Origin of the sequence: Saccharospirillum impatiens DSM 12546 (assembly GCF_000423605.1) — a bacterium.
Lineage (GTDB): Bacteria > Pseudomonadota > Gammaproteobacteria > Pseudomonadales > Natronospirillaceae > Saccharospirillum > Saccharospirillum impatiens.
In genome coordinates, this window is sequence record NZ_AUIH01000026.1 from 57171 (window position 1) to 73419 (window position 16249).

A 16249-nucleotide genomic window follows, 5' to 3' on the forward strand; every position below is an offset into this window, starting at 1 on the left:
GGTTTCTCACATTAACAAATACCCTTAACAACGCTCGGTAAAGCCTGCGTTTAATACAGACTGAGCACCAGGTCGGTGCCATTGCCATCTGAACAGACAAATGCGGCGTTCAAGTGGGCATCTTAGGCGCACTGGAGCCCCTGAACATGATAACCTTACGGATCAACAACGCATTGTCGCTAACACCCTAAAATAACCGGGATACCCTGTGGAACGCAGATGAAATGGCACTTTGGACACAAGCTCGCCCTGATCATGACCATGCTGGTGTTGCTGGCGTCCACTATTCTTGGCTACACCCTGGTATACCGGCAATTTTCGATGATGCAGACGCAGTTTGTGGATACGGGAAACAGCCTGTCGTCGCAGCTCGCGGCCGCGTCAGTGGAACTGGTGTTTACCGAAGATGAACTGAGCCTTGCCAGTCTGGTGTTTTCCCTCAGTGACCAGCCCTCAGTCGTGGCCGCAAGCGTTGTAAACCGGGATGGCGAGATCCTGGCCGAAGCGGGTGTTTCGTTGCCAACGGTCAATGCGGACCAGGCATTCCGCAGCCAGGGCCGGATCGAAGCCAGCGAGGAAACCATCTGGTTCTATTCACCGGTTGTGTTCAGAGGAGTCAGCGGCGGGGCCGCCTGGGTGGGGCTTGACCGGTCTGCGATGATTGCCGGCCAGCGCTCTATCATTCGCTCCGGGATAATCGTTGTCAGCCTCCTGGTGCTATCGATCACCCTCATTGCCATTCGCCTGGGACAATCACTGGCCAAACCGGTGCGCGACCTGATCGAAGGCACCCGCGCCATTGAATCCGGTCACTATGGATTTCGCATTCGCGGTCGGCACCAGGGAGAATTCAGTGATCTGACCCAGTCGTTCAACCATATGTCTGCCGAGCTTGAGCAGAAACAACGGGTCGAACAGCTGTTTTCCCGTTTCGTCAGCGACCCGGTCGCAGCCCGGTATATGGCTCAGGATAATGTAGAGCTTGCGCGTGAGGGCAAACGCGTTGATGCGAGCATACTCTTTGTCGATCTAGTTGGGTATACCGCCTTCAGTGAAGGCCGCCACCCGGAAGAAACCGCCGAAGTGCTTAACCTGTATTTCACGGAGTTCGCCAATAAGTGTCACGAATTTCATGGAAACGTCGACAAATACATAGGCGATTGCGCCATGCTGGTTTTTGGGTGTCCACAATCCGACCCGGAGCACCGCTACCACGCTATGGAATGCGCCCTGCAGATTCGCGACCGAATCACAGCGATGAACCAGGAGCGCATGCAAGCCAGGCAACCTTGCCTCGATATTCGAGTGGGCGTCAGTGGCGGTACCGTACTCGCTGGCCTGCTCGGGTCCCATGAACGCATGCAATACACTGTCATCGGCGAGCCAGCCAACCTGGCTTCGCGTCTCTGTGACCTGGCGGAATCCGGCCAGGTAGTGACCGATGGGAACTTTTACACCATGCTTAACCAGCGTCACGAACTGCGGACTCACGCCAATGAGTCACACCACATCAAGGGATTTCAGAGCACAGTCGAGGTATTAACCGTCGATGCCTGGGCCAGCCCCGGGAAGGCGAGCACCGATCAGAATGACAGCCCAGAGGCGGCTTCTGACTATGAAACCAGAGAGTCACAGCTATGATGCGCCTGCTTGTCTTGATATCCATTCTCTCGCTAAGTGGTTGTGCCCAATTTTACGCACAACAGACCAACGTGAATGATCAGGTAGATACCTGGGTTGAAAACCACCAGTACGACAAGGCACTGGCTACCATAAACGCCATGAATCCAGAGCACGAGTCATACGCTGAACTGCGTCAGCGCACCGGCATTATTGAACAACGACGAACCGCTTATATCGACGGTCAATTGGATGCAGCCGTTAGCCTTGAAGCCGAGGCCGACTGGGCGGGTGCAATAGCGGTCCTGGATACCGCCCTCGCCAACTTGCCGGATGCGCCGGAACTGCAGTCACAGCGCCGCGAGTATGAACAACGTCGCCTGAGCAGCATTGATCGAAGCGAAAACACCATTCTGCTGGCCCGAGCCCGGTATCTGCTGGCCATCCGTGCCAGCGAGGAAGACCTGCTAAAAGCAACGCCCAATAATTTTTTCGCCCAACAACGCTATCGCACCTTTCAACAGGACTTGCAGACCGCTTCCCGGCATCTTTATGCCGTCGGTAGACAGGCCTTGTATGAAAACGATTCCTTCAGCGCTGTTCAGGCATTAACGCTGTCTAACCGGTTATCGCCCAACGAACTGAGCCAGGAATTGCTGGGCGGCATTCAGCAAGCCCAGCAATCCGAACGCCAGCAAGCCAGAACCCAAGAAGCGGCCGTCGCCGAACAGCAGTGGCCACAACTGGAAGAAGCCTTCAAGCTCAGCATGACGCTGAACGACCTAGCCGGTGCTCAGCGCCTACTCAGAGAAATGACGGAAATCGACCGCGAAAAAGCGCAGCCCCTGCGCGAACAGCTGGACACTCGCCTGGCCAGCGAATCAGCACTGCTCAATGAACGGGGCGAGTTGCTCTACAGTCAGGGGTTTCTGCGTGAGGCACTGGACGTATGGGAAGAAGCACTGACTCTGACGCCCAATGACACTGAACTGCAGGCGAACGCCGAGCGGGCCAGAACCTTTCTGACCAATCTCGATCGATGGTCGAATTGACTCAAGTTTCCCACTTCATGGCTTACCGACTTCCGACTCACTGGACCGTTCCACGACGGCCGGGGGTGTGAATGCGTTACTGGTTACTCCGCATGTTTGAGAAGCCAACTTAACCAATCTGCGAAACGTCAGAAATAAACAAACTCGAGTCACCTCGCCTTAACCTGAAGCTCCCCACACCGGCTACACCGATACCGGGTCACCAGCTTCCCGGCTTTCACATCAAACTGGGGCTGGTTATCCACCGCCCAGCGATGATGGCCATGCTTGCACAGAGTTGTCGCTTTGGCCTTTTTCTTCCGCGCCTGCTTGCGGGCAGCATCAAGAGATCGAACATCAGCCATAGTGGGCTCCTCGAATTTTACCCATCCAGCTTATCAAAAAGTCAGTCGTTTCCGGTATACTGCGCGCCCACAACGAAATGCGAACTCGATTCAGGACCTTTATGCTCGATGCCAAAGCCCTCGCCCAGCTGCAGTCTCTGAAAAGTGACATCAAGTCCACCACGCCCGAACCGCTTGTTATGCGCGGCACCATCAAAGGCACCGGTCGCAGCTTCGGCTTCGTGATCGCCGCCGATGCCACCGAGTATTTCTTACCGCCCGATGCCATGGCCAAAGTCTTCCCGGGCGATGAAGTCGAGTTCACCATTGAAGAGACCCCCGAAGGCAAGGTCAACGCCGATTTGACCAAGCTGGTGAGTTCTCCGCTGACCGAATTTATGGGCCGTTATGTCGTGCGCGGCAAGGCCCAGGGCGTAGAACCGGAAGTCGTCGGGCACGCCAAATGGCTGTTCGTCCCCCCCAAAAAGACGGCCGATGCCGACAGTGGCCAGTGGGTAAAAGCCAAAGTAACCCGACACCCCTGGGAAACCGGCAAAGCGCAGGCCGAAGTAATGGGCATTATTGGCAGCGAAAAAGAGCCTGGCACCTGGCATGCCATCGCCGTAGAAAAGCACCAGTTGCCCCGCGACTTTTCCGGTGAAGCACTCGCCGCTGCAGAAGCGCTGGATCATAGCCGGGTTGACACGGCCAGCGTCGATAGAACCGACTTGCGCGACATACCTTTCGTCACCATCGATAACGCCTCCACTCAAGACATGGACGACGCTATTTATGCTGAAGAGACGGATGACGGCTGGCTACTGCGTGTCGCCATCGCCGATCCGGCGGCCTGGTTCGATACCGATTCACCGCTGGAAACGGAGGCACGGCAACGCCTGACCACCACTTACCTGCCCGGCCGGCCCATCAGCATGCTGCCCGAGCGCCTGGCCAATGACCTGTGTTCACTGGTACCCAATACCGATCGACTGGCCCTGGTGTTTCACATTCGCGTCGCCGCAGACGGCAGCCTGAGCAAACTGGCCATCACCCCCTCCGTAATTCGCAGCACCGCCAAGCTTAGCTATGAGCAAGTGAGCGAGTGGCTCGACGGAGACACCGCCATACCAGCCGCCCACTGGCACCTGGAAACACTGAAGCAATGTTGCCAGGCCTTATTCGACTGGCGCAAAAACAATGCGCTGATCATGCAGGACCGGCCCGATTATCGCGTGAAAGTGGATGATCAGTTAAACGTGACCGGTGTGGTCAAAGAGGTGCGCAACACAGCTAACAGCCTGGTAGAGGAAAGCATGCTGGCGGTAAACCGCATTGCTGCCGCCTGGCTGGCCGAAGACAGCGCCCTGTTCATGACCCACGCAGGTTTCAGGCCCGACCGTGAAGAAGAACTCAAAGGTTTACTGCGCGAGTTCGCCAAAGGCGTTGCTGAAACCGACGGCCACGACCCGGAAGGCTTCAAAACCATCTTGCGAGCGGCTCGAACAATAGATGACTTTCCATTACTGAGTGTGCTGTTGAAGCGACTGGAACGAGGCGTTTGGTCCACCACCGCAGCGCCCCACTTTGGTCTCGGTTTCGATCACTACACCACCGTCACCAGCCCGATTCGCAAGTATACCGACCTGGTACTGCACCGCCTGATCCACGCCAAACTGGCAGGAAAGTCGTTCACGATACCGCCCGAACTGGCAGACGACCTCAATGAACGCCTCAGCAACAGCCGCAAGGCCGCAAACGAAGTCGAAAACCGCCTGCGTCTGGAGTGGCTGCATCAGCAACCGGAGCAGACCTGGCAAGCAACTGTCGTACACATCAATTCAGGCGGCATCATCGCTCAGCTTGACGACAACGGTGCTGCCGGCTTCATTGACCTTCGCGGCCAGAAGAAAAAACTCAGCTACGACCCACTGCGTATGATGATGAAAGGGGAAGCCCAGAGTTTTATACTGAACCAGCCGCTGCAAGTAACCATTGCCAAAATTGAAGGTGACAAGCTGGAACTGAGCTTGGTGGAAGAAAATCAGCCGGATCACAGCGGCTCGGAGTAGACTGTATGAATGCGCCGAATCGCTGAATATTCCTGGCCCAATGCACTCGCCCTACTATTCACCCCATGAATACAGGGTATAAGGTACCATTACTTAACTTTTGGGCCATTTTTCACTAAACTGCGCCTCGCTTATGCTCAGCCAGTCCTGGTTGTCGACGCAGGCGCCCGGTGTTTCAGGTGGACCTAACGCCCTGCCGGTGTCTCTCGCGCCACAACCCCTTCACTGTTGGAGAATTAACCGTGCTAGAAGCCTATCGTAAACATGTCGAAGAGCGCGCCGCTCTTGGCATTCCTGCCAAGCCACTGAACGCAGACCAGGTAACCGCTCTGGTGGAGCTGCTGAAAAATCCGCCCGCCGGTGAAGAAGCGTTTATCAAAGACCTGATCGTCAACCGGGTACCACCTGGCGTAGACGAAGCAGCCTATGTAAAAGCAGCCTACCTCTCAGCCGTTGCCAAAAGCGAAGCCGAGTGCCCGCTGATCGATGCAGCCGAGGCGGTGCAACTGCTCGGCACCATGCAGGGTGGTTACAACATCGAAACCCTGGCTGGCTTGCTGACCGACGCCAAACTGGCTGATGCAGCCGCTGAAGAACTGAAGCACACCCTGTTGGTGTTCGATGCCTTCCATGATGTCGACGAACTGGCTAAAGCTGGCAATACCGCTGCCAAGAGCGTCATGGAATCCTGGGCCGAGGCCGAATGGTTCCTGAACAAGCCTGATGTCCCTGAAAAGCTGACACTGACTGTGTTTAAAGTTACCGGTGAAACCAACACCGATGACCTGTCTCCGGCTCAGGATGCCTGGTCACGCCCGGATATCCCGCTGCACGCGCTGGCCATGTACAAACTAAGCCGTGATGGCCTGACGCCCGACAAAGAAGGCGAGATCGGCCCGATTCAGCAAATCGAAACGCTGAAGGAAAAAGGCCACTCAATCGCCCTGGTCGGCGACGTTGTGGGTACCGGCTCGTCACGTAAATCTGCCACCAACTCGGTACTGTGGCACACCGGCGAAGACATGCCGTTCGTGCCCAACAAGCGCACTGGCGGCTTTGTGCTGGGCAACAAAATCGCCCCGATCTTCTTCAACACCATGGAAGACTCAGGCGCCCTGCCCATCGAAGTTGACGTCAACGAACTGAATATGGGCGACGTGATCGACGTTTACCCCTTCGCCGGTAAAGTTGAGCGCGATGGCCAGGTGATCTCAGAGTTTGAATTGAATACCCAGGTGCTGCTCGACGAAGTGCGCGCCGGTGGCCGTATTCCGCTGATCATCGGCCGTGGTCTGACCGACCGTGCCCGCGAAGCCATGGGTCTGGAACCCAGCACCGTTTTCCGTCGCCCTGGTGCAGTAGCCGACAGCAAAGCCGGCTATACACTGGCGCAAAAAATGGTCGGTAAAGCCTGTGGTCTGAAAGGCGTTCGCCCGAATCAGTATTGCGAACCGAAGATGACCACCGTCGGCTCACAGGACACTACCGGCCCGATGACCCGCGACGAGTTGAAAGACCTGGCCTGCCTGGGGTTCTCGACAGACCTGGTGATGCAGTCGTTCTGCCACACAGCCGCGTATCCAAAGCCAATCGACATTGAAACCCAACACACCCTGCCCGACTTCATCAAGAACCGTGGCGGTGTTTCCCTGCGCCCGGGCGATGGCATCATTCACTCCTGGCTGAACCGCATGCTGCTGCCTGACACTGTTGGTACCGGTGGCGACTCACACACCCGTTTCCCGATGGGCATCTCCTTCCCGGCCGGTTCCGGTCTGGTTGCCTTCGCCGCAGCCACAGGCGTTATGCCGCTGGACATGCCGGAATCGGTACTGGTGAAATTCAAGGGCAAACGTCAGCCTGGCATCACCCTGCGTGACCTGGTGCATGCGATTCCTTACGCGGCCATCAAAGAAGGCCACCTGACTGTCGAGAAGAAAGGCAAGAAAAACGTCTTCTCCGGTCGGATTCTGGAAATCGAAGGTCTGGAAGAACTGACCGTCGAACAGGCTTTCGAGCTGTCTGATGCCTCTGCCGAGCGTTCTGCTGCCGGTTGCACCATCACACTGGGTGAAGATTCAGTCGCCGAATACCTGCGCTCCAACGTCGTCATGCTGCGCTGGATGATCTCCAACGGTTACGGCGATGCTCGCACCCTGGAGCGTCGTGCCAAGGCGATGGAAGAATGGCTGGCCAGCCCAAATCTGATGCGTGCCGACAAAGATGCCGAGTACCACACCGTCATCGAAATCGACATGGACGAGATCAAGGAGCCAATCCTGTGTGCGCCGAACGACCCGGACGATGCACGCACACTGTCTGACGTAGCTGGCGAGAAAATCGACGAAGTCTTTATCGGCTCGTGCATGACCAACATCGGTCATTTCCGCGCCGCCGGTAAACTACTCGACGCCCACAACGCCCCAATCGCCACTCGCCTGTGGGTCTCCCCGCCGACGAAAATGGACCAGGCGCAGTTGATGGAAGAAGGCTACTACAACATCTTCGGCCGTGCCGGTGCCCGCACCGAAATGCCGGGTTGTTCACTGTGCATGGGTAACCAGGCACGGGTAGCGGCCAAGTCGACCGTGGTATCCACCTCCACGCGGAACTTCCCGAACCGCCTGGGCGACGGCGCCAACGTCTACCTGGCATCAGCTGAGCTGGCGGCCATTGCCGCATTGAGTGGCAAGCTGCCTACGGCTACTGAGTACCTTGAAATCGCCAACAAGATCGACAGCATGTCAGCGGATATCTACCGCTACCTGAACTTCGACAAGATGGAAGATTTTATCAAGGCGGCTGATTCAGTGATTGCTACTTCAGCGGCTTAATCAGCCGGCTGAAACCAAAAAACTCGCTACGGCGGGTTTTTTTATGGAAAAGATGTTGGTATCTAGTTCCGGCACTGGCCTTACAGTCCTCTCTCCACCACTGGGAGAGAGAGCTAGAGAGAGGGGGACGGCAAAGCCGTTAGTTCTATGTTGTTGACTTTTAGTTTACCAAAGACCCTACGACTTACCGGTAAGTCCTGCCGCCAAAATTTCAAACTGCTGACTCAAAAAATCTTCCGTCGTTTTCAACTGGCTCACAATCTGATCATTAAACAGAAACTTGGCTTTTAGTCGTTTTTCCTGAGCTTCCAAACGGGCATCCAGACGCTCCCGGTCTTCAGTGATGCCTTCCATATCACGCTCAAGCGCTTTCTCGCGCCCCGTAATCAAACCAGTGCTGTCCAGAAAGTTATTCATTGTTTTCTCTAACCGGGCAAAGATACCTTCGATCAGCGACACACTGCCCCGGTCTCCCGTTGCTGAGCCTTCGACTCTGAGCACCAGGCCAGCGGCTGGGTCTTTAGTACCAACGGCATCTTTACCCTCTACACCTTGTGTCGATGTGGTAAACCCAAACGCATCAATCGCACCGGCATCTATTTCAGACACTCGAACGCTGGAATCAGCGCCCTTACTAACCGAAAAAATACCAAAGGTAGAGGTTGCCGGGTCGTACTGCACATCGACCGCCTTGTTACTCCCCGCCAAAGTCACATCGGCATTGATTGCCCGCTTCAACTCAGCCGCCAATGAATTACCGGTCGTGTAGACGCCATTGTTCAGAGTAATGGCTCCAGACTCCTGACCATCAATGACCACTTTGAGACTGTTATTGCTGTTATCAATCGACACAGGGCTGGAAAAATCAGCGCCAGTCCCACCCAAAAGGTACCCGTTGGTTGCGCCCTCATTGCCTTCACGAGCAGTCAGTAATTGACCACGGCCAGTGGCTTCAACACCATTAATAGTGCCTTTAACATCCTGCCCACGAGCCGGTTCAGATTCGGTACCGTCATTCAGTGAAAAACCGAGCTGTGCAGCGGACGTTATATCGACGGTATTAAACTGTACCTCTGTGTCATTGCCGAAGCTGACGACAAACCGTCCGTTACCATCATCATTCTGCTCATAACTGACATTGGCCTGGCTATCAAAACCCTGGTAATTACCCAAGGCCAGCCCAAAGCCATCGGCACCATTGATTAAAGGGCCCTGATCGGCCAGCCCAAGCGATGCAGCTCCGGCTGTTTGCGACAGCTCGATCATAGCGCTGGCACCATAAGTAGCCAGCGTCGGCTCCCCGTTCTTGGACAAAGTTTCGAAATAAAGCTGGCCGCTGTCGTCCAGCCGGGCTTTTACGTCACCGGCCTGAAACTCCCCACCGCCGCCGGCCTGTGACAAACCGGTATCGAGCGCTTGCTGTATAACCGCCAGGTTCGACTCACTGTCGTTAGTCCCTGCCGTCCCATCGCCATCGACCGAAACATCTACATCAACACCATCGACCGCGAGGCGGAAACTGGCCGGGCTGGCACTGAAGTCCACACCGGTCGACAAATCCACGTTACCCGCAGCGGTTGTAGCACCCATGCCGTCTTTGGTGACAGACAGGCTCTGACCTGACCCAGGCGCGTTAGTGGTTAGTACCAGCCCATTGCCATCCAGCGATGCTGTTACGACTCCACTGCCCAGAGCACCGTCGATAGCACTTTGAATGTTTCCCAGAGTGCTCCCTTCAGTCTCCGAATTAACGTTTAGGGTGAAGTCGCTACCATTGAGGTTAAATTGAATCTGCGAAGGATCACTGCCAAAATCGACATTGGCAGCCAAAACGCGACTTCCTTTTGTCGTCTCTGCGCCGACAGCGCCCGCGACAACATTGGCATCTGCGTTTATCTGATCCTGAATCGCCTGTGCCAGGGCTTCACCAGTTTCATAGGTACCGGCTGGCACAGTTATGTCAGCACTGGTAACAGAAGTCTGTCGATTCGAATAACTGAGAGAAAATTCAGCCGGATCGGCCAACGTAACACCGCTGCTATTTAACCCTGCTTGCAACCCAAGTGGGTCAGTACCAGCCGCGCTAATGTTGCTGATTGCAATGGATTGGGCGCCCACTTCCGGATTGGTACGGAAAACCAGACGATCAGCGCTGCTAAACTCTGCACGCACATAACCGGTCAAACCCGCATTGTTCAGCTCAGACTGAATGTAAGCCAATACGTCATCACGGTCGCGCCCGGTAACAACCTCGCCGCTGGTATTCAGCACGTCGCTCCAGGCTTCATCGAGGGTTATAGTGACTGGAGAAGGCGCACCAGTACCGGTTACTGACAGATCGAAACTGACAGAATTCGCACTGAAATCCATACCCTGGTCCGCTTGGATCGCCTGAGTGCCCGGAGAAGTAGCTGCCGCAAAAGCCGCATCACTAAGACCGCTGTAATTCTGTCCAGTCACCTGACCCGTACCTGCTGGCGCCAGCCCCAGAGTAGACGCCAGAGTCGGATCGACCGACGTCACATTAACCGTCGAGGCCGAGCCAAAGCGCGACGAGGTGATAGACAGGCCTTGACTTGCTGCATCAAAACTTACCGTCGCAGTCTGACCGGAATCGACGAAGGCGGTGTTGATGGCCGATTGCAGCATCAGAGATAGATCATCACCATTACTGTAGCTGCCCTGCTCAAGCGAGACCTTCCGCTGAGTGCCATTCAGTTGCAAGGTAAACTCATCGTTGCTGCCGCCGATCACTACAGCACTACCAAAGCCCAGCGCGTCTGAACTCAGGCCTTGCCATTTCGCCTGTGTCGCTGCTTTTTCAATAAAGATTTCGTATTCGCCAGGCTTAGTATCACCGCTCTGGGTTACATAACGAATCTGGCTATCGGTCGCGGTTTGCTGACGCGCCAGAAGTCCTGCCATTGCATCCGCATTGGCGTTCAATGCAGCTTCAAACTTGGTACGGTTAAATTGAAACTGGAAATTTTGGGTTTGATCCGTCTCCAAGCCCACATCCGCGAGGCTGCGGAAGTTAGCACCGGTCAGGTTCTCTACAATGGTGTTCAAACCGCTGCGCAGTTGGCTGTAGGTGCTGCGCAACGTGGAGTCACCCAGCAATAACCCGCCCTGGTTGGTATCGGGGTCGAATTTGTTCACTTCATCGTAAACAAACTTGAACTCGTTAAAAGCCTCAACAAAGGCCTCCATTTTATCCGCTACATCGCCGGTATTACGGTTGACGTTCAAGTTAATGCTACCGGTCGTTTCCTGGTTTACATTGATAGTCACACCCCGAATCACTTCACTAACCTGATTACTGGCTGAAGTGATTTCCAGACCGTTAACTCTAAGCTGTGCATCCTCTCCACGCTGTGTCTCACGCAAATTGGTGTTCGGATCGTTCTGAGCCGAGTTATAAGCCAGTGACTGAATACCGGCATCACCCGTTGCGACAATCTCCAAACTGGACTTTTCACCGGTCTTGTCACTAGACATCAACAATCGGTAACCGGATCCATCGAACACCAGGCTTGCTGTCACGCCTTCAACGTTTTTATTGATGGTGTCGCGCAAGCCAGAAAGGGTATTGTTCTCCGAGGTGATATCTAGGCTGAACGACGCCAGATCAGCGCTCTTATCGAACCCTGTGTAGTCACCGGTAGTTTCATCGTAAGTGGTTGTGCCAAAGTTGAACGTCAAAGTGCCTGTACCTACAGTATCGCTGACCGAAGTGTAGGCTTTGCTGGCCAGCGTATGGGCGCTGGCGACCTGATCCACCGCAACACGGTAGTTACCAGGCTCGGCCGTTGAATTAGTGGTGGCGGTAAGGGCTGATTCATCGCTGCTGGTCGCAGTGGTGCCCCGAATGAGGTTGTCACTGGCAAGCCCGGTAGCGGCACTCTGGACTTTATCGAGAGCACTGCGGACTTCGCCGTAGGCGGTAATCTTGGCCTCGACCTCGGCTTCGCGACGATCCAGGCGCAACTCGGTAGGCGCGCGCTCCGCCTCGATGATGCTCTCGACCAGTTCGCTGGTCAACAAGCCCGATCCGATACCTAAAGATTCAATACTCGCCATGATTCGCCCACTCAATCAAACGTTCAGAACCTGCAAACAGAAAAACAGGATACTCAAGGTATCGGCTTGGTTCAGCCAACCTTGATACCCTGTTTGTAAGTTTCTGTAGTTAACAGCGGCGAGTTTGTAGCCGCGAGCTACGAGTTTGGAGCCAAGAGCTAAAAATCCTTAACTCAAAACTAACCGCTCTCAGCTAACAGCTTTCTCCTCAAACCTGCGCTGAAAACAACAGTAACGGTTCTTCCTGATTCAATTTCTGGGCCAACGATACGGCTTCTTCGTTGGGAATTTGCCGGATCAACTCATCGGTTGCCTTATCGAACACCCGAATGATGGTCATTCCTGCATCTTCATCCAACTGGAAGTTCAGCTTTCGCTCCGTGTTCTGAACGTAATCGTTCAGTTTAGCCACGGCCTGCTCTAACTCCTCCGCGCTTGAAGTATCAGCGGGCAAGCGCCCTACTTCTTCTTTCTGTGCGTTGGTGTAGAGGTTGGCTGATGCGGATGAACTCACATCAGCCTGTTTTCCAACCTCTGCCGGCAAAGTGTTGCCGCCTTCCGGCGACCTCACCGCTACCGAGCGGCTTTCAGGTGTGGAAGGCCGAGCATTCAGGGCCGCTGTACTATAGCTATAGCCACTAAAATCACTCATCTTTAAACCTCCGGTCACACTGCATTAATCCAAGAGTCCAGTTAAGCCCTGCTTACTTGTCTAAAGAAGTCAGGGCTTATAGCCGGACGAGTTACCGGATTAACCCAGTAGTGACAGTACCTGCTGCGGCCGCTGATTGGCCTGGGCCAGAATCGAGATACCCGCCTGCTGCAGTACCTGGGTACGAGACAGTTCAGCAGTCTCAGCTGCGAAGTCCGCATCCCGGATTCGAGAGTTGGCCGCCGTCAGGTTCTCGGCAGTAATCGCCAGATTGCTGACCGTTGACTCGAAGCGGTTCTGCAGAGCACCCAGTTCGGCACGCTGGCTAGCCACGGTTTGCAGAGCATTATCAATCGCGGTAATCGCTGACTGTGCGCCTTCGAACGTTGAGATATCCACGTCTTTCAAGAACTGACCGTCTTCGCCGCCACCAAAGGTTCCGGTACGCAACCCCAGAGCTTCAACTTCATCGTTTCCGTTTGAGCCACCAGCAACGGTAAAGGTCCCTGCACTTTCCAGTCGGATGGTGCCGTAAGTTGTTTCGTAGGCTAAACCTTCTGCGCCTACAGCGGTGCTACCTGCCTCCTCACCGAAAGTTGACTCACCAATGCCGTCTTCAGCCGCGTCAAGACCAAACATCGCACCTATCGATGCATCAGATCCGGCTTTGTCATCAATCGCGACAGACACGTTACGACCATCTGCTGCAGTTAGCGTTAACGATTCACCGTTGTCGATCGCAGACACACCGGTTTTACCTGAATTTTGATTAATCAGGTTCAACGCATCTGCCCGTGCTCTATCTGTATCGATGTCACCATTCCCATCCGCCTGCAACGTCACTGCACCAATATTTACGCCGTTTATGTAAATACCACCTTCGTCACCGACTTCAAAATCACCAGTTCCATCCAAGTCTCCAACATTGGTGCCATCACCGCCGACGACTGTTGTAGATTCAACAATTGCCGTGACTCCTGTTTCACCAGAAACATCATTGATGGAGGCAGCGATCGAAAGTGCAGAACGCTCCTTGCTGCTAGACAGAATGTTAGTACCATCAGACGCTTTTGTGGAGCTCGCTGTGTCCGCAATGGTCTTCGCTGCACCAATGGTCACCCCGTTGATAACAAGATCACCATTGTCCAGGCCGTCCACTCCGGTGTATTCCGCTGAGGCGTTATTGCCTGCGAATAGCTCACCACCCGTTACCGGGTCAGCCAGGTTTACTTCAATGTCTTCACCATCTGTCGATGTAAAGGCCAACTCACCAATCGCAACGTTTCCGTCAAGAGCACCGGCGCCCGACGTCACATCGTTCGCACTGGCTGCAAATGCGACCTCACTTCCGCTGTAGTTTCGGATGGTCAGGCTGATATTGGTGCCATCGAACTCGGCAACTACATCTATTTCAGAGGCCGAGAAATCAGTTCCATTAATATCATCTGCCAATGTCTGCAGGTCTGTATCTTCTGATGCAGTCACAACGGATGCGCCAGAGCCGGTTGTTAACGTCAGAGTATCACCGGTAACCAGAGTCGATGCGGTCAGTGAGAGTGCAACTTCTTCCCAAGCGGTCACCCCGGCAACCCCGTCGACAGCAGCAGCCAGGTCTGCAACGTTACTACCCGTCGCCAGTACAGAATCGGTAACCGTACCACCAACATTGACCGAAACAGATGTTTCGTTGGTAGTTACTGTAGTAGCTGTGGCATCGATGGTGTTTGCAAAAGTACCTCCACCGATGGTTGTGGCTGCCTGCGATTCAGCCAGCGACTCGCTCACAGAAGCCGCCACAGCTCTGGAGAATGTACCAGCGCTCAAGCCCGAGTTAGACAAATCTCCATTACCAGTTCCATTACCGCCTTCAACTACGATTTCCTTCGTCTCGCCATTGGCTACCAATGTAAACCCGCCTTCATACGTATCGGCAGCGGCCAAACCAGTAGCTCCAGCAGTAACGGTATCGAACGCAATTTGAATATTACGTCCATCTTCAGCTACCAATTGCACACCATTAGAATTGCTACCGGTATCAACTGCCATTACACCGGTTTGCTCGGTATAAGCATTGATTGCCTGGGTTACAGATGCTCGGCTCGAATCCGTGTCAGTAGAGGTCGCAATGTCGATTGTAACGCCATTCAATGTAATGCTGCCATTGAGGTTGGCACCTGTCATCTCACTGCCGGCGGCCGTATTTTCATTTACAAATGCTGTAACGCCTGTTTCGTCAGACTGACGGTTGATCGATTCAACCTTGGCAATGGCTGATGCAGCACTGTTGTCGGTCGATGCAGTGTCATCTTCAGCTTTAGAAGCATTGATGGCAACGCCATTAATGATCAAGTCACCGTTACCGATAGCTTCGTCGGTACCAATAGCACTTACACCCACCTGATCCGAAGAACCCAGTCGACCGGCAGTCAATTCGCCAATCGAAACGTCAACTGTCTGACCGGCATTCGCACCAATCTGGAAAGTACCGTTGAAGTCACCATCAAACAGGTTACGACCGTTGAAGTTGGTTTCATCAGCGGTACGAGTAATTTCAGCAACCAGCGCACTGACTTCTTGCTGCAACGCCACGCGGTCTTCATCTGAGTTGGTAGCGTTGGCAGACTGAACAGCCAGCTCACGAACCCGCTGCAAGTTGTCAGTCATTGACCCCAGGGCGCCTTCAGCGGTCTGGGCCAATGAGATGCCGTCGCCCGCGTTACGGATGGCCTGGTTCAAACCCCGGGTTTGGGATTCGAACTTGGTGGAAATCGCAAGGCCGGCCGCATCGTCTTTCGCGCTGTTAATCCGAAGACCGGAAGACAAACGCTCAAGAGCCGTACTGTTGGCACTCTGGGAGTTGTTCAAGTTGCGTTGGGCATTCAGCGACGCAATGTTGGTATTAATAATCTGAGCCATGATCTCATCTCCTGCGTTGTTCCGGTCGCCGATTGGCGTGATCCGTCAACGATGTTCGTTTGTTTACAATGGTGTTAACGGCGGGAGGTGAGAAAGCTTTTATAGTATTTTGGAATAAAGGCGAAGATTTTAGGAACCACGCGGGACAAAAAGGGACGTGGGACATAGGAAGACGTTGGACATTGAGGGACGTAGGACAGCTTAAGACACGGGACAGTGCCTGACGCAGTACATTAAGGGACGCAAGACATATAGTGACGCTGAACACTAAAAGACGCTAAAGAGTGGGTAATGCTGGGCTTTGGGGCGCATTGCGGGTTAGGGCTGTGGTTGGTTTTGGTTTCCGGGACCCTTTTTCAGGGTAATGAGAGACTGTAACTAAATCTGTGTAACTGCCTATTATTAACCCAATGGTTGGGTGAGGATGGGCAGACTATGAACAAGAAAGAGCTACAGGCAATCGCTCAGGCGGCAGCCAAGAATATCAAGACAGAGGATGACCTCAACGAGTTCAGGCAGATGCTGACCAAGATAACGGTCGAGACGGCCCTGAATGCTGAGCTGGATGATCATCTGGGCTTTGCCAGGCATGAGCAATCCGACACGGGCAACAGCCGCAACGGCCATTCCAGTAAAACCCTCCAGACCGAGGCTGGCCAGTTTGAGCTGGATACGCCTCGCGATCGGGGTGGTAGCTTCGAGC

The 16249-nt window shown here is 54.4% G+C and carries 9 protein-coding genes; 5 read left to right on the top strand and 4 right to left on the bottom strand.

All coding sequences use genetic code 11. From position 1 onward, the window contains the following. Positions 1-219 precede the first annotated feature (219 nt). The gene (locus tag G565_RS0113705; protein ID WP_028671428.1) at positions 220-1641 is read left to right on the top strand and encodes an adenylate/guanylate cyclase domain-containing protein; all 1422 of its coding nucleotides are present in this window, start codon (positions 220-222) and stop codon (positions 1639-1641) included. Positions 1642-1712: 71 nt separating this feature from the next. Then, positions 1713-2672 (top strand): tetratricopeptide repeat protein, encoded by a 960-nt coding sequence (locus tag G565_RS0113710; protein WP_169579654.1) that lies wholly within the window; start codon positions 1713-1715, stop codon positions 2670-2672. Positions 2673-2821: 149 nt separating this feature from the next. Here G565_RS0113710 and G565_RS0113715 read toward each other — a convergent pair whose 3' ends face one another. After that, positions 2822-3016 (bottom strand): hypothetical protein, encoded by a 195-nt coding sequence (locus G565_RS0113715; protein WP_028671430.1) that lies wholly within the window; start codon positions 3014-3016, stop codon positions 2822-2824. 101 nt (positions 3017-3117) lie between these two features. Here G565_RS0113715 and G565_RS0113720 point away from each other — a divergent pair, with 101 nt between their 5' ends. Both G565_RS0113720 and acnB read left to right on the top strand, forming a co-directional pair. After that, a complete protein-coding gene (locus tag G565_RS0113720; RefSeq protein ID WP_028671431.1) occupies positions 3118-5064 on the top strand; it encodes a ribonuclease R family protein in 1947 nt (648 codons plus the stop codon). 242 nt (positions 5065-5306) lie between these two features. Beyond that, on the top strand, positions 5307-7898 hold the full coding sequence (gene acnB, locus G565_RS0113725) for a bifunctional aconitate hydratase 2/2-methylisocitrate dehydratase (protein ID WP_028671432.1): 2592 nt from the start codon (positions 5307-5309) through the stop codon (positions 7896-7898). A 177-nt stretch (positions 7899-8075) separates the two neighbouring features. Here acnB and fliD read toward each other — a convergent pair whose 3' ends face one another. From fliD to G565_RS27620, 3 genes are all read right to left on the bottom strand, one after another. After that, on the bottom strand, positions 8076-11978 hold the full coding sequence (gene fliD, locus G565_RS0113730; protein WP_028671433.1) for a flagellar filament capping protein FliD: 3903 nt from the start codon (positions 11976-11978) through the stop codon (positions 8076-8078). A 208-nt stretch (positions 11979-12186) separates the two neighbouring features. Next, the gene (locus G565_RS0113735) at positions 12187-12630 is read right to left on the bottom strand and encodes a flagellar protein FlaG (protein ID WP_051207900.1); all 444 of its coding nucleotides are present in this window, start codon (positions 12628-12630) and stop codon (positions 12187-12189) included. Between the two features lie 99 nt (positions 12631-12729). Beyond that, positions 12730-15546: a flagellin N-terminal helical domain-containing protein gene (locus G565_RS27620; RefSeq protein ID WP_028671435.1), complete on the bottom strand. Its 2817-nt coding sequence runs from the start codon at positions 15544-15546 to the stop codon at positions 12730-12732. Between the two features lie 435 nt (positions 15547-15981). Between G565_RS27620 and G565_RS0113745 the strand changes: the two genes are divergently transcribed. Further along, a partial coding sequence (locus G565_RS0113745) for a transposase (protein ID WP_028671436.1) occupies positions 15982-16249 on the top strand: 268 nt, incomplete at its 3' end.

Coding starts and splice junctions, on each gene's coding strand:
- G565_RS0113705 (WP_028671428.1), top strand. CDS start 220: ATGAAATGGCACTTTGGACACAAGCTCGCCCTGATCATGACCATGCTG.
- G565_RS0113715 (WP_028671430.1), bottom strand. CDS start 3,016: ATGGCTGATGTTCGATCTCTTGATGCTGCCCGCAAGCAGGCGCGGAAG.
- G565_RS0113720 (WP_028671431.1), top strand. CDS start 3,118: ATGCTCGATGCCAAAGCCCTCGCCCAGCTGCAGTCTCTGAAAAGTGAC.
- fliD (WP_028671433.1), bottom strand. CDS start 11,978: ATGGCGAGTATTGAATCTTTAGGTATCGGATCGGGCTTGTTGACCAGC.
- G565_RS0113735 (WP_051207900.1), bottom strand. CDS start 12,630: ATGAGTGATTTTAGTGGCTATAGCTATAGTACAGCGGCCCTGAATGCT.
- G565_RS27620 (WP_028671435.1), bottom strand. CDS start 15,546: ATGGCTCAGATTATTAATACCAACATTGCGTCGCTGAATGCCCAACGC.